The following is a 16,781-nucleotide window of genomic DNA, read 5'->3' as shown; positions in this document are numbered from 1 at the left end:
CCCGCCCGGGTAAACCGAACCGGGTCGACCGGCTACGTGTCGACGACCTCGCCGAACTCGTACCAGCCAGCGTCGCGGCCGACGAGCCAGACCGCGGCGTCGACCGCGCCCGCGGCGAACACGCCGCGGTCCTCCGCGCGGTGGGTGAGCCGAACCTCCTCGTGGTTGCCCGCGATGACGATCTCGTGTTCGCCGGTGATATCGCCCGCGCGCAGCGCGTGGACCCCGATCTCGCGCTCCTCGCGGGGGGCTTCGCCCTCGCGGCCGTGCGTTCGCTCGCTGAAGTCGCCGTTGGCCTCGATCTCCTCGAGCAGCCGGTTGGCGGTGCCACTCGGCGCGTCGCGCTTGGCGTTGTGGTGGGTCTCGACGACCTCCACGTCGTACCCCTGCAGGTTCTGCACTGCCTCGCCGACGACGTTGACCAGCGCCTGCACGCCGCGGGCGAAGTTCGGCGCGTGGAGGACGGCCACGTCCTCGCTGGCGGCCTCGAGGGCCTCGTACTGGTCGTCGTCGAAGCCGGTCGTGCCGGTGACGAAGGCGACGCCCGCGTCGGCGGAGGTCCGCGCGTAGTCGACGGCCGACTCGGGACCGGTGAAGTCGATCACGGCGGTCGGCTCGCGGTCGACGACCAGCGAGTCGAACTCGGCCGCAGGCTCGATCTCGACGCCCTGAATCGTCTCGCCGCCGGGGTCCCGGTTGACCGCGAAGGCGACCTCGCAGTCCTCGCGCTCGGTGACGGCGGCGATCACTTCCCGGCCCATGCGGCCGGTCGAACCGGTGACGCCGATCCGCGTCGTCATCGATCACCCTCCGTGCCCGTGTCGGCGACCTCCGTCGAGGAGTCCTCGAGGTCGGCGAGGACGGCCTCGAGATCCTCGCGGTACTCCTCGGAGAGCCGCGTCAGGGGCGGACGCAGGCGCGCGGGGCCGTAGCCGCGGATCTCCATGGCCTCCTTGACCGGGATGGGGTTGGTCTCGACGAACAGTTCGCGGAACAGCGGCCCGAGTTCGTGGTGGAGTTCTCGAGCGCGCTGGTAGTCGCCGTCGAGTGCGGCGCCGACCATCGCGCAGGTGCGCTCGGGTTCGATGTTGGCGGCGACGCTGATCGCGCCCGAGGCGCCGACCGAGAGCATCGGCAGGGTGAGCGCGTCGTCGCCCGAGAGAACGGCGAAGTCCTCGTCGCGCGTGCGTTCGACGACCTCGCCGATCTGGCCGAGGTCGCCGCTTGCGGCCTTGTAGCCCGCGATGTTCTCGTGGCTGGCGAGTTCGACGGCCGTATCGGGCTCGATGTTGCGGCCCGTGCGCGACGGGACGTTGTAGACGATCTGGGGCAGGTCGACGGCGTCGGCGATCGTCCGGTAGTGGTCGACGAGGCCGCGCTGCTCGGGCTTGTTGTAGTACGGCGAAATGAGCAGCAGGCCGTCCGCGCCCGCGTCGGCCGCGCGCTCGGACAGTTCGAGCGCTTCGCGGGTGTTGTTCGACCCCGTCCCCGCGATGACGGGGACATCGTCGACGGCCTCGATGACGGCCTCGACGACGCGGACGTGCTCGTCGTGGGTCAGCGTCGCCGATTCGCCGGTCGAGCCGACGGGGACCAGCCCGTCGACGCCTGCGGCCTCGAGTCGCTGGGCGTCCTGCTGCAGTGTTTCGAAGTCGATGCGTTCGTCGTCGTCGAAGGGCGTACACATCGCCGGGAAGACGCCCTCGAGGTCGATGTCGGTGGAACTCATGTGTCGTGGTAGTCGTTGTCTCGTGTGTCGGTCGGCGGTCGTGTAGTAGTTGTTGATCGATCGTGAACGCCGGCAGCCGGCATTCGAACTCCGTCGTGCCGGATTCGACGCCGATCGAACGCTCGATACCCCGATCGCGGTCGCACCCGGGACGAGCCGCCACGCTCGCCTCGAGCGCACTCACGGGCGTTTCCGTTTCGAGCGTTTCGGAAAACGAGGAGCGGCGCCGCTCACGGCGCGACCGACGGTCGAGTGAGCGACGCGGCGCATACGCGATAGACGACGCCGAACCAACTTATCCGTTGTGACTGTACGCGTAATTCGCCGCTTCCCGGCTGTAAGGAACGGTAATGGCCATTTTCGCTGAAGATGCACGAATTTTATAGGTGTGAGTACGAACTAGCCGTCGCACATGAACAAAACCGGCTTGCAACTGCGGATGGCGGTAGTCGGGACGATCCTGTTCGGCCTCTATCTGGCCGCAGCAGTGTTCTTCTCGACGCTGTTCGGCGTCTCGTTGCTCCCCATCCTGTTGATCAGCATCGTGCTGCTACCGGCAGGGCAGTACAAACTCGGCAAGTGGCTCGCGGTCAGAAGCGCGGGCGCCGAGGATATGCCCGAAGAGGGGCAGTACCGACGGGTCCACGACATGACCGAGTCGCTCTGCCGGGACATGAACATGGACAAGCCCCGGCTGATGGTCGCCGACATGGGCGTCCCTAACGCCTTCGCCACCGGCCGCAAGGGAGCCGGCATCGTCGTCGTCTCGAGCGAACTCATGCGGCTGCTCGACGAGGACGAACTCGAAGGCGTCATCGCCCACGAACTCGCCCATCTCAACAATCGCGACACGATTATGATGGTCCTCGGGCAGTCGATCGCGACCATCGTGAGCTACGCCGTGTTCTTCCTCGTCCAGGCGCTCGGCGACGACGTTCCGGGGAGTTTCATCGTCGCGTGGATCGCGTCGACCATCGCGAACCTCCTCGTGATGCTCTTCGTGATGGCGATCTCGCGGTACCGCGAGTACGTCGCCGACGACACCGCGCGCCAGTACATCGGCAGTGGCGACCCGCTCGCGCGCGCCCTCGAGAAGATCTCCGCGGGCGCCGAGGGTCGCGAGTCGCGAGTCGAGGACAGCGGCGTCAACGCGCTGTGTATCTTCAACGCCGACCGCAGCATGCTCCAGCGAATCTTCTCGACCCATCCGCCGACGGAGAAGCGCATCGAGAAGCTCCGGAGCTAACGCGGCTGGCTCGGACTCTTCCCGTTCGGGCCGCCGCGGTCCACCGCTCCGACGCTGATCGCCGCGATTTTTACGGGTGGCCGCCGGACGTTAGGCCGTGACCGAAATTCATCCCGGCCAGCGCGTCGCCGTTCTCGTCGACGCCCAAAACCTCTACCACACGGCACAGAGCCTCTACAGCCGCAATATCGACTACTCGTCGTTGCTCGAGAAGGCCGTCCAAGACCGCCAGCTGACCCGCGCGATCGCCTACGTGATCCGCGCGGACGCCCCCGAAGAGGAGAGTTTCTTCGAGGCACTGGTCGATATCGGCTTCGAGCCGAAGATCAAGGAGATCAAGACCTTCGCCGACGGCTCCAAGAAGGCCGACTGGGACGTCGGCATGAGCCTCGATGCGGTGACGCTCGCGAACCACGTCGACACGATCGTCCTCTGTACCGGCGACGGCGACTTCTCGCGGCTCTGCTCGCACCTGCGCCACGAGGGCGTCCGCGTTGAAGTGATGGCCTTCGAATCCTCGACCGCCGACGAACTCATCGACGCGGCCGACTCCTTCCTCGATCTGGACGAGCGGCGCGAAACGTTCCTGCTGTAAGGCCGTCGTCCTCGCGGCAGCCACGCGTCGCTCGTGTGCGTTTCAGGTTCGGAGAGAACAGCGCGCAATCCGTCGCAATCGATCGCCGTTTCGTCTTCGGCTTCCCGCAGCCTCCCTCGAGTTCCCGACCGATTACGCTTCTCGAGCGACGGTCGTCAGTACTGCGCCCGTCCCGGCGACCAGCGCCGTCCCCGTCAGCAGCGACACGAGCGGTGGGTCGAGCGCCGCCGGCCCCGCGAACGTCAGGCCGCTAATCGCGAGCAGCCCGAGTCCGAGGCCGATCTGCGTCAGATCCATCGCCCTCGACTATCCGCTCGCCGTATATAATGGTCATGATGCGTCTCGAGCGCCGGAATCGGAGGGAAGCAGCACTCGCACGGTGTTTGAGAGCTATCCCGTTTGAATCCAGTGGCCGTCCAGAGCGCGAATCGGCTTCCGAAACCGGACGCAGGGACAGGTCGAAGGGCTTTCGACGGGCCGCGCCGAACGGCGACCCAATGAGCGAGGTAGCTGACGGGAACGCGGATCTGGCGACGCTTCGGACGATCGCGGACTACCAGTTCGGTGCGGGGGCAGGAACGGCGCTCTTTCCGCCCACCGAAACCGACGCGCTCGACATCACCAGAACGTCGTCGGGGCGGCCGCGGCAGGTCCACGCCGAGGCCGGCCGTATCGTCTCGTTCGGCACTGACGGCCGGTTCACGCTGGGCCTCGAGGGCGGTCGCCGACTCGACGGGGCCCTCGAGCATCCCGCCTACCGCGTCGTCGTCGACGACGAGAGCGAACCGTTCGTCCGCGAGGAGAAGAACGTCTTCGCGAAGTTCGTCCTCGAGGCGGGGCCGGAGATCCGGCCGGGCGACGAGGTGCTGGTCGTCCACGAGCGCGGCGAGTTGCTCGCGGTCGGGCGTGCGGAACTCGACGCTGCGGCTATCGCCGATTTCGAGACGGGGATGGCCGTCAACGTTCGCGAAGGTGCGCCTGCGGAGCAGTGAGGACTGAGCGCTCGGTACTGACTGCTGCCCCGTGACGAGTACCGCGTCGTCTCCAACGACGGATCCGTACCCGGCCGGCCGAACGTCCGCCGTCCCGCGGGCATCGGTATTTGCTGAGGCTGATTCTTCACGCTAGACTTTATTATGAGTTGACGCGAACGTTTCGCGTACGAAAATGTCAGGCGCGAAAACTACCCTCCTCGGCGCGACCGGCCGCCGTGACCCGTGAGCCGATGAACGACCAGCGTTCGCACCGACAGCGGCTCCTCGAGTCCGGACTCGAGTACTCCCACCGGCTCGTCGACGTGCTCGCGTCCAGTGCGATCATCGGAACGGCGGTGACGATGTCCGGCGCGGCCGTCGTCGGGATCATCTACGTGGCCGGCTTCCCCGCCTCGGATTGGTTCCGGAACATGACCGTCACCGTCGCGGCGCTGGCCGCCGGCTTCCTGTTCGTGACGGTGTGTTCTATCGCGGCGTACTACCTCCTCTATACGATTCGTGGCGAACACAGCCACGGCGGGATTCTCGACGGCGAGTAACGCAGTAACCCGGTTCTGTCACTACAGCCGAGCGTCCGGCGGGAAAGACCGCAGAGTAAAAGAGTGCCGACGCCGACGTGTCGGGTATGTTCGGAGGAGGCGGAGGCGGACTCAATCCGCGTAAAATGGAGCAGATGATGGAACAGATGGGCATCGACGTCGACGACATCGATGCCGAAGAAGTGATCATCCGGACCGACGAGCACGACCTCGTCTTCAGCGACCCTGAGGTCACGAAGATGGACGCTCGCGGCCAGGAAACCTACCAGATCATCGGCTCGCCCGAGGAGGTCGAGTCCGGTGCAGCAGGCAGCGCCGATGCTGATGCCGGCGCCGACGAAGACGCCGGTGCGTCGATCCCCGACGAGGACGTCGAACTCGTCGCCACCCGCGCCGGCGTCAGCGAGGACGACGCCCGCGCCGCCCTCGAGGAGAACGACGGCGACCTCGCCGCGGCGGTCGAGGACCTCGAGTAGAGGCTTCGCGTGACCGAGCACGATACCGACGGCGGCGAGAGCAGCGACGCCGATGCCGATTCCAGCGCCGACGGTGACGCCGAACCCGACCGCGTTCCCGTCCTGCTAGTCCGGGGCGACCGCGAGTACCTCGTCGAACCCGGCGCGGAGATGGGCACCGACCTCGGCGTCCTCGAGGTTCCCGAGGACGTCCAGCCCGGCGACACCCTCGAGACGCATCTGGGCGACGAATTTCAGGTCCGCCGACTGCGCGGGCCAGACCTCTTCCACCACTTCGAGCGCACCGGCGCGCCGATGGTCCCGCGAGACATCGGACTGGTGATCGGCGAGACGGGCATCGCCCGCGGCGACCGCGTGCTCGACGCCGGCACCGGCACGGGCGTGCTCGCGGCCTCGATGGCCCGCGCCGGCGCCGAGGTCGTCACCTACGAACAGGACCCCGACTTCGCCGACGTCGCCCGGGAGAACATGGCGCTGGGCGGCGTCGACGACGCGGTCGACATCCGAACCGGTGACGTCTGCGAGGACCTCGACGAACTCGAGGCCTCGTCGTTCGACGTCATCACGCTCGATACGGCCGACGCGGCGGACGTGGTCGCCCGCGCGCCGGAGTTGCTGGTCGACGGCGGCTTCGTCGCCGTCTACAGTCCGTTCATCGAGTCGACTCGCGAGGTCGCCGAGACCGCTCGCGAGGTCGGGCTCGCGAACGTCCGCACGCGCGAGACCATCCAGCGCGAGATGGAGTTCGACGACCGTGGCTCGAGGCCCTCGACCGCGCCCGTCGGCCACACGGGGTATCTGACGTTCGCGCGCAACGAGTAGCAGCCGTTCTCTCATTTTGGCCGTGAGCGGGCTCCGAGCACCGCGAGGAGTCCGCGATTCGGGGAAGGGCAGGCTACCGCACCGTTATCGACCGCGAGCAGCCGTAGGCTGCGAGCGGGCCGACGACTGATGTGGAGTGACGCGACGCGTCACGAAACGGAAGGAGGAGTGCTTTTCATCAAAGTTTTGCCGAGGGTGCGCCTGCAGCGCACCCGCAGCGCAAAAGTTTGTTAGTTGTCGTCTTCGCGCCACTTGTGCTCGCACTCGGTACAGATGAAGAAGCGAGTCTCGGATTCGTCGGCCGAGCGGATCTGTTGCATGTACCAGTAGGCGCGGTCGTTGCCACACTCGGGACAGTGAGCGTCGGTTTCGGGCAGGGAGGTTTCCTCGGAGGATTCGATGATCTCGCTGGCCTCCTGGCTGTCGGTGACGATGTACTGGTCCGCGTCACCTTTCGGCTCGGTGTAGCCGCAGCTGCCGCACTTCCAGAGGCCGTCGTCGGCTTTCATCATCGAACCGCATTCGTCGCAGAATTCCATCGTTGTCCGGGATACGTTGGCCGACGGACTTAAGCGACCCGTTTGGTGGGCCTGCAGCGGTCGTCGTGTTCGTTGCTTTTGTCGTTCTCATCGTGCTCGTCGTTCTCCCCGCTCGAGCGGCGACTCGCGGCCGCGGCTCAACCTTCCCCCTCCGACTGGTACGGCTCGCCGACGGCTTCTCGGGGCAACACGTTGTGCAGTTCCGACTCTAGGTCGTCGACCGAGTCGAACTGGTCGTCACTGCTTTTCGAGATGAGGTCGCCGAGGTTGCGCTCCCCCTCCGCGAGGACGAGCGTGACGTCGTCGTACGCCGCTGCTGCCTCGTCGCGCGTTACGGGGTACTCGAGGTCCTCGAGGACTGATTCGACCTGGTTGAGCTTCACGGATGTGGTATCGCCACCCATGCCTGATCGTACGCCGACCGCGTGCTTGTAACTCGTTGCCGGCGCTGGCGACAGTCTCGATACGCGATACGTTCGACCGGTCCCGTTCCGACCGCAGTTTCGGGTTTCGGTTCGAAACGATAATCCGACGCGGCGTCGCAGTTCGTGGCGATGCGGAAGTTAGTCGGCTGGCTGGTCGCGCAGTTCGCCGTCGACCGGCGCGTCCTCGCGCTGGCCTTCGCCCGGATGGCCGACGGGATCGGCAACTCGTTTCTGATTATCGTCATCCCGCTGTACGTCGCGAGCGACGTCGTCGGCGGGCCAACCTTCGGCCTCGCGGAGTCGATGATCATCGGCGTGATCCTCTCGCTCTTTGGCTTTCTCAACAGCAGCTTTCAGCCGCTGACGGGCCGGCTCTCGGACCGGTTCGGTCGACGCAAGCCGTTCATTCTGGTCGGGCTCGCCGGCCTCGCGGTGACGAATCTCGCGTACGTCCTCGCGGAGACGTACGTCGCCCTGGTCGTCATCCGCGGGCTGCAGGGGGTCAGCGTTTCCTTCATCATTCCCGCGTCGGTCGCGCTGGTCAACGAACTCGCGACGACGGACGACCGCGGCGGGAACATGGGCGTCTACAACACCTTTCGGCTGATCGGCTTCGGCGCCGGTCCGGTTGCAGCCGGTGCGGTCGTCAACCTCGGCCCCTACCGACTGGGCGGCCTGACGCTCGGCGGGTTCGACGCCGCGTTCGCGGTCGCCACGGTCACGGCCACGATCGGGTTCCTGCTCGTGACCGTCCTCATCACCGATCCCGAGTCCACGCAGGCTAACGCGGGCGCGGACCTCTCGATCGACGTGTTCGATCGATCGGGCTCGAACCTGCTCGACCCGATCTTCACGCTGGGCGTCGTGTCGCTGTTCATGGCCGCGGCCATCGCCCTGTTCGCGACGATTCAGCCGCAAGTCAACGCCCGCCTCGAGCAGGGCTCGACCTGGTTCGGGCTGCAGTTCGCGGCCTTCATCGTCGCCCAGATCGTCCTCCAGACGCCGATCGGGCGGGCCTGCGACCGGTACGGGCGGCGGCCGTTCATTCTGGGCGGGATGATCGTTCTCGTCCCCTCGACGCTCGTACAGGGGTTCGTGCTGACCTCCGAGGCGATGTTTCTGGCGCGACTGGCCCAGGGAATTGCGGGGGCGATGGTGTTCGCGCCGGCGCTCGCGCTGGCGGGCGATCTCGCGCCGGAGGGCGAGTCCGGCTCGAAGCTCTCCGTGCTGACGATGGCCTTCGGCTTCGGAATCGCCGTCGGCCCGTTCGCCTCGGGCGCGCTGGTCGGCTACGGCTTCGCCGCGCCGTTCGTCTTCGGAACGGTCCTCGCGTCTCTTGGCGCGATTTTAGTCTACACGCAGGTCGAGGAAACCCTCGAGACGACGGCGTCGGTGTCGCTGCCGTTCGTCGGCGGCGATTGAGGGGGCGGCGCTCGAGCGGTCCGCTCGACTCGAGACGAGGATCGAGAGACGACGGCGCGACCGCAACTGCGAGACGGGACGCAACGCAAAAGTAGCGGATCCGCATACGCTCGGACGATGACCCTTTCCGAGGAGGCCAGGGACCGGTTGGCCGACGTGGTGGAGCTACAGCCGACGAAAAATTCCGAGCTACAGGACCGGTGGGGGATGGAAAGCGGCAGCGAGGTCCACCAGTACCTCGAGAACGAACTGAGCGACTACTACTTCCGGGACGACAACAGCCTGATCCGTGCGACGGCGGAGGCGGCCGACCTCGTCGACGTCGAGCCCGGTATCGAGAGCGATCCGGAGGCCGAGGGTGCGCCCTCCCGAATCCGCGTCCCCGAACTCCAGGCCCAGATCGTGCAAGTGCTGGCCGGCCCCGACGAGGAATCGGAGAGCGTCGTCTCGGTGCTGCACAAGCTTCGCGACGAGTTCGACGTCGATCCCGAAGCCGAGGACGTCCGCTCGGGACTGCAGAGTTTGCGGCGCAAGGACGTCGTCGAGGTCGAGTACCGCACCGTCCCCACGTTCCGGCTGGCCGTCGATCGGGACGACCTCGAGGTCGATATCTCGGATTCGGACTGACCGGTCGCGTTCGATTCCGCTATCGCTTTCCCTTTCTCGTTGCGACCGTCGCGGCCGTTACTCGTCGAAATTGCCGTCTCTACCTGCGCTCGGACCGGCGTGTAACAGCTCCGCGGTCAGGTACTCGACGAATTTGTCCGGGTGTTCGGCGTGGGGTAGCTGCGTCGCGTAATCGATGACGACGAGGTCGGTGTCCGCGGCCTCGGCCAGATCCCGCCCCTCGCGCAGCGGGACGAGTTCGGCGTCGCGGCCCCAGACGAGCGTGGTCGGCGTCTCGAGCGCCGCGAGTTCGGTCTTGAGGTCGAACGCCGAGTCGGCGCCGGGATCGAGCATGCCGGCGGCGAACGACGCGGGAGCGTACCGCGCGCCGGGCTGGTGGGCGCTGTCCCAGGCGTACCGGACCTCCTCCGCGTCGATGCGGTCGCTGTCGTAGTAGCCGTCGCGGTCGTAGAAGTACCGGATCGACGGCTTGCTCGCCAGCAGATTGTAGAGCGTCGTGCCGACGATCGGCGTCCGGAGCAGGGTCCGGACCCACGGTCGCTGCCCGGTGGTCTCGTCGGTCGGACAGATGAGCACGAGGTGGTCGAACTCGCTTTCGTCCTCGCCGGCGGCGTCGACGGCCAGCGCCCCGGTCAGCGAGGAAGAGACGACGATCGGCTCGTCGGTGACGTCGGCCGCGAAGTCCCGGATAAACTCGGCGTAGAGGGTCGACGAGTAGACAAGCGGCGGCCGCTCCGAGCGCCCGAAGCCGGGGAGGTCGACCGCGATCACGTGGTAGTCCTCGGCCAGTTGCTCGACGACCGGCTCGAACTCGTGGCTACTCGCGCCGGTGTAGATCCCGTGGAGCAAGAGCATGTCCGGATCGTTCGGGTCGCCGGCGACCGTGTAGGCCGTTTCGATCCCGCGCCACCGGTAGGTTCGCTCGACGCCGACCAGCGGGTTCTCGAGGTCGCCGGCGCGTCTCGTCAGGAGGCGATTGCCGAGGACGGCTGCACCAACGGTTCCGAGCGCCGCTCCGAGGACTGTGCGGGCCTTCATAGACGGCCGTACGATAGCATCGGCCTTAGGCGTGCGGTCGGCACGCACCGTCTGCGGACCTACTCGTCGCCGCGGTCGCCGCGCTCGCCGTCCGCGAGATCGGTCTCGAGGTCTCCCACGCAGGCTTCGACCGGCTCGAGGACATCGTCGACGATCGAGTAGGGATCCGTCTCGCCGCGGCGGACGGCCTCTGCGAGGTCGTCGACGCCGCCGGCGCGCTCGAGTTGCTCCTCGAGCAGGGCGTGGACGTCCTCGCGGAGGTGGGTACGGATCTCCTCGGCGTAGCGCTGGCGGGCGTTGTCGGCGAGGGTGCCGGAGTCGACGAGGTAGTCGCGGTGGGCGGCGAGTTCGTCGACGAAGTCGGCGACGCCGTCGCCGGTGGTGGCGACGGTTTCGACGATCGGGGGGCGCCAGCTGTCGTCGGCGTCGCCGTCGCTGTCGTCCTCGTCGGCACCTGCGTTGGGTTTCTCGGACTCGGTCGTCGCGCCGACGCCGTGGTGGCCGGCGCCCGCTCCGGGCCCGGCCCCGCCATCCTCGCCGAGGTTGATCATCTCGCGCAGTTCCTGGACCGTGCGGTCGGCGCCGTCGCGATCGGCCTTGTTGACCACGAAGATATCGGCGATCTCGAGGATGCCGGCCTTCAGCGTCTGGACGTCGTCGCCCGAGCCCGGCGGGACGAGGACGGCGACGGTGTCGGCCGTGCGGACGATGTCGATCTCGTTCTGGCCGGCGCCGACGGTCTCGATGATGATCTTGTCCTTGCCGAAGGCGTCCATCGCCTTGACCGCGTCCGCGGTGGCCGTCGACAGTCCGCCGAGCGTCCCGCGGGCGCTCATCGAGCGCACGAAGACGTCCATATCCCCCACGGTGGAGGCCATCCGGATGCGGTCGCCGAGCACCGCGCCGCCGGAGAACGGCGAGGACGGATCGATCGCGATAATGCCGACCGTTTCGCCCCGCTCGCGGTAGGTTTCGGCCAGTTTGTCGACCAGCGTCGACTTGCCGGCCCCGGGGCTGCCCGTGATTCCGATGACGTCGGCCTCGCCCGTGTGGGAATAGAGTTCCGAGACCAGCGCGCGGTAGCCCGGCGACCGGTCCTCGATCTTCGAGATGACCCGCGCCAGCGCGCGGTGTTTCCCCGCGAGCAGGTCCTCGAGCAGCGCCCGGTCGTCGTCACTGAGCGACTGCGTCGGGCGATCGGACTCGTCACCGCTCATCGGCGGGGTGCGTTCTCGCGGACGAACTCGACGGTCTCCTGGATCGACGTGCCGGGACCGAAGATGGCCGCGACGCCCGCTTCCTTGAGTTCGGGGCGGTCCTCCTCGGGGATCACGCCGCCGACGAGGACGAGGGTGTCCTCCTTGGCGCCGTACTCCGCTAAGCCGTCCATGACTTTCGGGACGAGCGTATCGTGGGCGCCGGACAGAATGGAAATGCCCAGCACGTCGACATCCTCCTGAACCGCAGCCTGCACGATCTCCTCCGGCGACTTGTGGAGGCCGGAGTAGATGACTTCGAAGCCGGCGTCCCGAAACGCCCGCGACACGACGTGCGCGCCGCGGTCGTGGCCGTCGAGGCCGACCTTGGCGACGAGACACCGGATCGATTCCCCTTCCTGTTGGCTGCTCATACGCTCCCTTCCTCGCCCGTCCGTTTGACTTTAACGGACGTTACTGAACATTATCGCGACTCGAACCCGTCCGCTCGGTTCGAGGCGACCGGGGCTGACTATCCCTGCGCCGGTGGTGGTGTCGAGTCCATTCGGTACTGCTCGAGTTGGAACGAACCCCACAACGGCTGTCACTCTCCGGTTCCCGCGACGCTCGCCGAATCGGTAACTCGAACGAACCAAAGGCTAAAGAGCGAAACTACCGAACATTCTGTCAATGACTATCGTTCGTCTATTGCGGAGGGATCTCTCGTGGGCGTCGAAATAAAAGAAACCAGGGTCACCGACGCCGAGTTCGAGGCGATGAAGGAGTTCGTCTTCGAGTATCTCGCGGCCAGCGTCGAGAAAGAAGAGGAAGGCGGCCGCATGCGCTGGTACCCGTGGCACTCCGCGGAGTACCGGTTCAACCACATCCTCAACGTGGTCGACCTCTCCACGGAGATCGCGGAGGGGGAAGGCGCCGACGTCGACGTCACCCGCGTCGCCGCCCTCTTTCACGACGTGGCCAAACTCGAGACCGATCAGGAACTCCACGCCGAGGCCGGCGCTCGCGTCGCCCGAGAGTACCTCGAATCTCGCGTCGATTACCCGGAATCGTTCATCACGCAGGTGTGTCGCGCGATCGAACACCACTCGTATCAGGGCGACCTGACCGACCTGGCGCTGGAGACCCAGTGTCTCATCGAGGCCGACATGCTGGACAAGGTCGGTGCAAACGGCACCGCCCTCATGCTGTTGCGGATGGGCTACGAGGCCCGCACGCACATGGACTGCGACGAGATGGTCGAGCGGGTCCTCGAGCGAGGGTACGACGCCGCCTCGCGGGTTCAAAGCGACACCGCCGAGGGCATCGCCCACCAGCGGCTCAAGCGCGTCAAGTGGTTCAGCGAGTGGATGGAAGACGAAATCGCGGCGATGGGCTAAGACGGACAGCGAGCCTCGAGTTCGGCGCTGGATCCGCGACTCGACTGCGGAGGCCCTCGACGGACCTCGGAGACGCCACGGACGAAGAGTTGGTACTGGCGGTTTGCTCCGGTGGCTTTTCTCGATCGGTACTCCTCGAGTTACGGAGCGGCGGTACGTCCCGATCAAACACGAGTGCAACTCACAGGACGCTCATCGTGCCGACAGCCAGAAAGAGCAGGCCGAAGCCGACGAGGACGGCCGCGCTTCCGGCGGCGACCGCCGGCGCGAGCGCGTCGACGCGCTTTCCCGCCGAGGACAGCGCCGCCGGGTAGGTGACGATCCAGATCGCGATCCCGCCGAAAAAGCCCACCAACAGGGCCGGGGAACCGGTCTGGACGAGCAGCGTCCCGGCGAGTTGCTCGCCGACGGCCGGGACGTGCGAGAAGACGTCGAGGGTCCCCGTCTCGAGGAGACCGACGCCGACCGTGAGCCAGAAGCCGATCTGGTAGGGGTTGGTCAGCGAGAGGACGAACGTCTTGCGAAACCCCTTCGCGTTCGCCGCGGCGGCGTCGTGCTCGGCCTCGTCGGTAAACGACGCGGTCGCACGGGCTTCTTCGATCGCGCCGATAGCGAAGTACAGCATGAGCAGCCCGCCCGCGAGGTAGAGCGCGGGCCGGACGAACGGATAGCGGTCGATCACGGCGACGACGCCGGCCAGCGTCAGAACGAAAAAGAGCGCGTCCGCCAGCATCGCGCCCAGGCCGGCCCAGAAGCCTGCAATCCAGCCGCGGACGACGCTCTCCTCGGCGATAATGGCGTTCATCGGTCCCGGCGGCGCCGCCAGCGCCAGTCCGAAGACGATTCCTGCGAGTGCAGTCGTGAGTATCGACACGCGTTCTCGCCCTTAAGTGGGGTTCGCGATGTGAAAAGGACGGCGACCTCGAGGCGCGGTCGTCCCGGTACCGCTCGACGATGCACCGGCGCCGGCGCTCACCGAATCCGCGTGCCGGTCACGACCAGCCAGAAGGCCCCGAGGACGACGACGAGCGTCAACAGGATCGCGACGGTGTAGCTGCCCGTGTACGCGACGGTCGCCGTTCCGAGCGGCGGCATCGCGAGCGCGCCGATGCCGGCGGCGACGTTGAACACCCCGATGACCGCCGTGTCCTTCTCGGGATCGAAGATCTCCATCAACAGCGGAATGTACAGCGTCGCGGAGCCGCCCAAGCCCAGCCCGACGAAGAAGACGCCGAGCGCGAGCATCGCGAACTGCGGGACGACCAGCAGGCCGACCCCGAGGGCCGCGCAGGCCAGCGAGGCCAGAAAGCCCCGCCTCGAGCCCACGAGGTCGCCGACGTACCCGCCGCCGATCCGGGAGATGATGCTGACGCCGCCGATGAGGCCGAACGCGGTCGAGGCGGCCGCGTCGGTCAGCCCGCGCGCGGCGAAGAAGTCGACCGCGTAGGCGGCCAGCAGCTGGTACCACGCGAACGCGAGGCTCATCCCGACGAACAGTAGCTGAAAGGTACGGGTGCCGGCTAGCTGGCGGACCCAGGCGAGCAGTTCGCCCATCGACGTCGCCGACTGCTCGGCCCACGCCGGCCGCCGGCAGACGACGCCCGCGACGGCGAACGCGACCGCGGTGACCGCCATGATAGCGAGGAAGCCTCGGCGAACGCCGAACGTCGAAATCGCGAACTGCCAGATCGGCGGCAGAACAGTTAGTCCCAGGCCGTTGCCCACGAAGATCAACCCCGTCGCGGCGCCGCGGCGCTCGTCGAACCACCGCGGGACGATCGACGCGGTCAGGACGAATACCGTCCCTAACGCGATGCCGAGCACCGCGAAGACGACCACGAGGGCCGGGTAGGAGTCCACGACGTACAGCGACGGCGCGAGTACCGCCGACGCCGCCGCACACGTAAGGAGCACGGCCCGCGCCGAGATCCGCGCGGCGAGGACGCCGACGAGCCCGGAGCCGATGAAGAAGGTAAACAGCATGACGGAGAAGACCGTCGACATCGCGACCGTCGAGACGGCGAACGTCTCGGCGAACGGCTCGCGGAAGATGCCGTAGGACAGCGGCGTTCCGAACGTGAAGATCATCGCGACCGCGCCGACGAGGGCGACGATCCAACTCCGGCGACCGTCCGGGCGCTCTCGAGGCGACGTCACGGTGGGTTGTTACCCGCTGGCCGGCGAAAGGGTTCGGATTCGAGCGCGGCTTACCGCTTGTCGGCTGCCCGCGAGGTTGGGGTCGACGTTACGCGGGATCGGCGTCCCCCGACTCGAAACCCTCCGACTCGAGGTGTGGATACGACTGCGCGCCGCCGCTCGAGTTGCGCGCGACGATGGTTGCAACTGCGGCGGTGCCGTCGGTGACGGTGCGCCGCCGCTCCTCGTAGGACAGCACCGTCAGGTCCAGACACGCCCGCAGGAGGTCGTTCGATCGATACCGATAGCGGTCGCCCGACGGACCCGCGTCGACCGGGTCGCTCGAGCGGAGGTGGTGCTCGTAGACCAACACGCCACCCGGTGCCAACGCCTCCTTGATGTCGGGGAGGTGCTCGAGCGCGGCGAAGAAGCCGATCGCGATGACGTCGTAGGTATCGCGTTCGAAGTCGTACTCGGCCAGATCGGCGCGGGCCCAGTCGACGTTGTCGTCGACGCCGCGCTCCGCGGCTCGCCGCTGCGCGCGCTCGAGGGCTTCGTCCGAGACGTCGACCGCGTCGACGTCGTACCCCGCGGCGGCGAGGAAGACGGCGTTGCGCCCGGTGCCGGTCGCGACGTCGAGCGCGCGGCCGTCCGGCAGCGTCTCGAGGCGGCGCTCGAGGGCCGGAATCGGGTCGCTGGGGAGCTCGAAGTCGGCGTCGTTGTACCGCTCGTTCCACCGCTTGCGGTCGTCTCGATCGTCGGTCACGGTTCCAGAGATGGGCGGAGCGGTCTTGTAGGTTAGATACTTCCGGCACTGCCGCCGTCGAATCAGGGGGACCCGGCTCCCGCCGCCCGTGGTTATTTTCCGCTGGTCGTGGTCCGCGGTCCTATGATCGTTCGTTCGCTCGCCCCCCGCAGGATGACTCGAGGCGTTCGCTGGAACGGAACGGCATCGGCGCCGGCGGTGATCCGTCCGTGAATCGCCGCGAGGCCGTCGCCGGCGTCGCGAGCGTCGGCGTGCTCGGCACCGGCGTCGCGGTCCTGCAGCGCGGGCTTCCGTTCGGGGACGACGGGCCGGCAGAGGAGACCGCGGACGACGGCGACGACAGCGGGATCGATCCCCTCGCCGTCGACGTTCTCGAGGACGAGCGCGGCGACGCGGCCGCGACCGATACACTGTCCGTTCCGAACGACGGCGTTACGCTCGCGATGATTTTCTCGCCGGTCTGTAGCCGTTGTCGGGCGCTGCTGCCCGAACTCGCGGCGGCGCGCGAAGAACTTCGTGCGGACTACGGCGACGCGCTGACCGTCCTCTCGGCCACGTCCCAGGGGATGCCCGACCAACTTCGCGACTGGTGGGCCGAAAACGACGGGCAGTGGGTCCTCGGCTACGATCCGGACCGGCGACTCGGCGATCGGTACGACGTCGTCGGCCACCCGACGCTGCTGGCGATCGACGGCGCCGGAACGCTGCAGTGGGACAACCGCGGCCAACTCGAGGCCGAACAGATCGTCGGGAACGTCGAACCGGTGCTCGAGGCGCACGCGGGTGCGAACGGCGAGACGCAGTAGCGGGGAAAAGCGAACCGCAGACTCGGA

General features: G+C 67.3%; 21 protein-coding genes. 10 read left to right on the top strand and 11 right to left on the bottom strand.

Annotated elements, in window-relative coordinates; genetic code table 11:
- Positions 1–32: 32 nt before the first annotated feature.
- Both dapB and dapA read right to left on the bottom strand, forming a co-directional pair.
- Positions 33–800 carry a 4-hydroxy-tetrahydrodipicolinate reductase gene (gene dapB, locus ATJ93_RS12505; RefSeq protein WP_120244947.1) on the bottom strand — a complete coding sequence of 256 codons (768 nt, stop codon included), beginning with the start codon at positions 798–800 and terminating at the stop codon, positions 33–35.
- On the bottom strand, positions 797–1,729 hold the full coding sequence (dapA, locus tag ATJ93_RS12500) for a 4-hydroxy-tetrahydrodipicolinate synthase (RefSeq protein ID WP_120244946.1): 933 nt from the start codon (positions 1,727–1,729) through the stop codon (positions 797–799). The genes dapB and dapA overlap by 4 nt, the downstream gene beginning before the upstream one ends.
- 412 nt (positions 1,730–2,141) lie before the next feature.
- On the opposite strand from dapA, the gene ATJ93_RS12490 reads away from it, so the two are divergent.
- Together ATJ93_RS12490 and ATJ93_RS12485 are read left to right on the top strand one after the other, a co-directional pair.
- On the top strand, positions 2,142–2,975 hold the full coding sequence (locus ATJ93_RS12490; protein WP_120244944.1) for a M48 family metallopeptidase: 834 nt from the start codon (positions 2,142–2,144) through the stop codon (positions 2,973–2,975).
- A 97-nt stretch (positions 2,976–3,072) separates the two neighbouring features.
- On the top strand, positions 3,073–3,570 hold the full coding sequence (locus ATJ93_RS12485) for a LabA-like NYN domain-containing protein (protein ID WP_120244943.1): 498 nt from the start codon (positions 3,073–3,075) through the stop codon (positions 3,568–3,570).
- A gap of 132 nt (positions 3,571–3,702) precedes the next feature.
- Here ATJ93_RS12485 and ATJ93_RS23685 read toward each other — a convergent pair whose 3' ends face one another.
- Positions 3,703–3,867: a hypothetical protein gene (locus ATJ93_RS23685; protein WP_170155567.1), complete on the bottom strand. Its 165-nt coding sequence runs from the start codon at positions 3,865–3,867 to the stop codon at positions 3,703–3,705.
- Between the two features lie 200 nt (positions 3,868–4,067).
- Here ATJ93_RS23685 and ATJ93_RS12480 point away from each other — a divergent pair, with 200 nt between their 5' ends.
- The 4 genes from ATJ93_RS12480 to ATJ93_RS12465 all read left to right on the top strand — a co-directional run bounded on the left by ATJ93_RS12480 (position 4,068) and on the right by ATJ93_RS12465 (position 6,402).
- Entirely contained in the window at positions 4,068–4,562 is a 495-nt protein-coding gene (locus ATJ93_RS12480) for a PUA domain-containing protein (protein WP_120244942.1), read from the top strand.
- A 233-nt stretch (positions 4,563–4,795) separates the two neighbouring features.
- Complete coding sequence (locus ATJ93_RS12475) at positions 4,796–5,104, top strand: hypothetical protein (RefSeq protein ID WP_120244941.1); 309 nt, start codon at positions 4,796–4,798, stop codon at positions 5,102–5,104.
- Positions 5,105–5,190: 86 nt separating this feature from the next.
- Complete coding sequence (locus ATJ93_RS12470) at positions 5,191–5,580, top strand: nascent polypeptide-associated complex protein (RefSeq protein WP_120244940.1); 390 nt, start codon at positions 5,191–5,193, stop codon at positions 5,578–5,580.
- A 102-nt stretch (positions 5,581–5,682) separates the two neighbouring features.
- Positions 5,683–6,402, top strand: coding sequence for a methyltransferase domain-containing protein (locus ATJ93_RS12465; protein WP_120245272.1), 720 nt, complete (start codon positions 5,683–5,685; stop codon positions 6,400–6,402).
- Positions 6,403–6,632: 230 nt separating this feature from the next.
- Here the strand turns inward: ATJ93_RS12465 and ATJ93_RS12460 are convergent, their stop codons facing one another.
- Both ATJ93_RS12460 and ATJ93_RS12455 read right to left on the bottom strand, forming a co-directional pair.
- A complete protein-coding gene (locus ATJ93_RS12460) occupies positions 6,633–6,941 on the bottom strand; it encodes a transcription factor S (RefSeq protein ID WP_013881164.1) in 309 nt (102 codons plus the stop codon).
- Positions 6,942–7,078: 137 nt separating this feature from the next.
- Positions 7,079–7,345, bottom strand: a complete 267-nt coding sequence (locus ATJ93_RS12455) for a DUF5789 family protein (protein WP_120244939.1) — start codon at positions 7,343–7,345, stop codon at positions 7,079–7,081.
- A 150-nt stretch (positions 7,346–7,495) separates the two neighbouring features.
- Between ATJ93_RS12455 and ATJ93_RS12450 the strand changes: the two genes are divergently transcribed.
- Both ATJ93_RS12450 and ATJ93_RS12445 read left to right on the top strand, forming a co-directional pair.
- A complete protein-coding gene (locus ATJ93_RS12450; RefSeq protein WP_120244938.1) occupies positions 7,496–8,788 on the top strand; it encodes an MFS transporter in 1,293 nt (430 codons plus the stop codon).
- Positions 8,789–8,905: 117 nt separating this feature from the next.
- A complete protein-coding gene (locus ATJ93_RS12445) occupies positions 8,906–9,415 on the top strand; it encodes a DUF5797 family protein (RefSeq protein WP_120244937.1) in 510 nt (169 codons plus the stop codon).
- A gap of 57 nt (positions 9,416–9,472) precedes the next feature.
- On the opposite strand, the gene ATJ93_RS12440 is transcribed toward ATJ93_RS12445, so the two are convergent.
- Genes ATJ93_RS12440 through ATJ93_RS12430 form a run of 3 tightly spaced genes read right to left on the bottom strand, consistent with a single transcriptional unit; the run spans position 9,473 to position 12,083 of the window.
- Positions 9,473–10,453, bottom strand: a complete 981-nt coding sequence (locus ATJ93_RS12440) for an alpha/beta fold hydrolase (protein WP_120244936.1) — start codon at positions 10,451–10,453, stop codon at positions 9,473–9,475.
- A 59-nt stretch (positions 10,454–10,512) separates the two neighbouring features.
- Positions 10,513–11,670, bottom strand: coding sequence for a methylmalonyl Co-A mutase-associated GTPase MeaB (meaB, locus tag ATJ93_RS12435; RefSeq protein WP_120244935.1), 1,158 nt, complete (start codon positions 11,668–11,670; stop codon positions 10,513–10,515).
- Positions 11,667–12,083 (bottom strand): cobalamin B12-binding domain-containing protein, encoded by a 417-nt coding sequence (locus ATJ93_RS12430; RefSeq protein WP_120244934.1) that lies wholly within the window; start codon positions 12,081–12,083, stop codon positions 11,667–11,669. The genes meaB and ATJ93_RS12430 overlap by 4 nt, the downstream gene beginning before the upstream one ends.
- A 291-nt stretch (positions 12,084–12,374) precedes the next feature.
- Between ATJ93_RS12430 and ATJ93_RS12425 the strand changes: the two genes are divergently transcribed.
- The gene (locus tag ATJ93_RS12425) at positions 12,375–13,046 is read left to right on the top strand and encodes an HD domain-containing protein (RefSeq protein ID WP_013881174.1); all 672 of its coding nucleotides are present in this window, start codon (positions 12,375–12,377) and stop codon (positions 13,044–13,046) included.
- 181 nt (positions 13,047–13,227) lie between these two features.
- On the opposite strand, the gene ATJ93_RS12420 is transcribed toward ATJ93_RS12425, so the two are convergent.
- From ATJ93_RS12420 to ATJ93_RS12410, 3 genes are all read right to left on the bottom strand, one after another.
- Positions 13,228–13,920: a LysE family translocator gene (locus ATJ93_RS12420; protein WP_120244933.1), complete on the bottom strand. Its 693-nt coding sequence runs from the start codon at positions 13,918–13,920 to the stop codon at positions 13,228–13,230.
- 98 nt (positions 13,921–14,018) lie between these two features.
- A complete protein-coding gene (locus ATJ93_RS12415; RefSeq protein WP_245977571.1) occupies positions 14,019–15,134 on the bottom strand; it encodes an MFS transporter in 1,116 nt (371 codons plus the stop codon).
- 157 nt (positions 15,135–15,291) lie between these two features.
- On the bottom strand, positions 15,292–15,948 hold the full coding sequence (locus ATJ93_RS12410; protein ID WP_120244931.1) for a class I SAM-dependent methyltransferase: 657 nt from the start codon (positions 15,946–15,948) through the stop codon (positions 15,292–15,294).
- Positions 15,949–16,157: 209 nt separating this feature from the next.
- Here ATJ93_RS12410 and ATJ93_RS12405 point away from each other — a divergent pair, with 209 nt between their 5' ends.
- Positions 16,158–16,754, top strand: a complete 597-nt coding sequence (locus ATJ93_RS12405) for a TlpA family protein disulfide reductase (protein WP_120244930.1) — start codon at positions 16,158–16,160, stop codon at positions 16,752–16,754.
- The last annotated feature ends 27 nt before the right edge of the window (positions 16,755–16,781 follow it).

It is taken from the genome of Halopiger aswanensis, from assembly GCF_003610195.1.
GTDB lineage: Archaea > Halobacteriota > Halobacteria > Halobacteriales > Natrialbaceae > Halopiger > Halopiger aswanensis.
The sequence above is the reverse complement of the archived record's forward strand: the minus strand, read 5'-3'. Positions and strand labels throughout refer to the sequence as shown.

Excerpts from the sequence above, each read along its gene's own strand:
- ATJ93_RS12480 (WP_120244942.1), top strand. The coding sequence starts at position 4,068 with ATGAGCGAGGTAGCTGACGGGAACGCGGATCTGGCGACGCTTCGGACG.
- ATJ93_RS12470 (WP_120244940.1), top strand. The coding sequence starts at position 5,191 with ATGTTCGGAGGAGGCGGAGGCGGACTCAATCCGCGTAAAATGGAGCAG.
- ATJ93_RS12415 (WP_245977571.1), bottom strand. The coding sequence starts at position 15,134 with ATGATCTTCACGTTCGGAACGCCGCTGTCCTACGGCATCTTCCGCGAG.
- ATJ93_RS12430 (WP_120244934.1), bottom strand. The coding sequence starts at position 12,083 with ATGAGCAGCCAACAGGAAGGGGAATCGATCCGGTGTCTCGTCGCCAAG.
- ATJ93_RS12450 (WP_120244938.1), top strand. The coding sequence starts at position 7,496 with ATGCGGAAGTTAGTCGGCTGGCTGGTCGCGCAGTTCGCCGTCGACCGG.
- meaB (WP_120244935.1), bottom strand. The coding sequence starts at position 11,670 with ATGAGCGGTGACGAGTCCGATCGCCCGACGCAGTCGCTCAGTGACGAC.
- ATJ93_RS12455 (WP_120244939.1), bottom strand. The coding sequence starts at position 7,345 with ATGGGTGGCGATACCACATCCGTGAAGCTCAACCAGGTCGAATCAGTC.
- dapA (WP_120244946.1), bottom strand. The coding sequence starts at position 1,729 with ATGAGTTCCACCGACATCGACCTCGAGGGCGTCTTCCCGGCGATGTGT.
- ATJ93_RS12445 (WP_120244937.1), top strand. The coding sequence starts at position 8,906 with ATGACCCTTTCCGAGGAGGCCAGGGACCGGTTGGCCGACGTGGTGGAG.
- dapB (WP_120244947.1), bottom strand. The coding sequence starts at position 800 with ATGACGACGCGGATCGGCGTCACCGGTTCGACCGGCCGCATGGGCCGG.
- ATJ93_RS12440 (WP_120244936.1), bottom strand. The coding sequence starts at position 10,453 with ATGAAGGCCCGCACAGTCCTCGGAGCGGCGCTCGGAACCGTTGGTGCA.
- ATJ93_RS12475 (WP_120244941.1), top strand. The coding sequence starts at position 4,796 with ATGAACGACCAGCGTTCGCACCGACAGCGGCTCCTCGAGTCCGGACTC.
- ATJ93_RS12460 (WP_013881164.1), bottom strand. The coding sequence starts at position 6,941 with ATGGAATTCTGCGACGAATGCGGTTCGATGATGAAAGCCGACGACGGC.
- ATJ93_RS23685 (WP_170155567.1), bottom strand. The coding sequence starts at position 3,867 with ATGGATCTGACGCAGATCGGCCTCGGACTCGGGCTGCTCGCGATTAGC.
- ATJ93_RS12490 (WP_120244944.1), top strand. The coding sequence starts at position 2,142 with ATGAACAAAACCGGCTTGCAACTGCGGATGGCGGTAGTCGGGACGATC.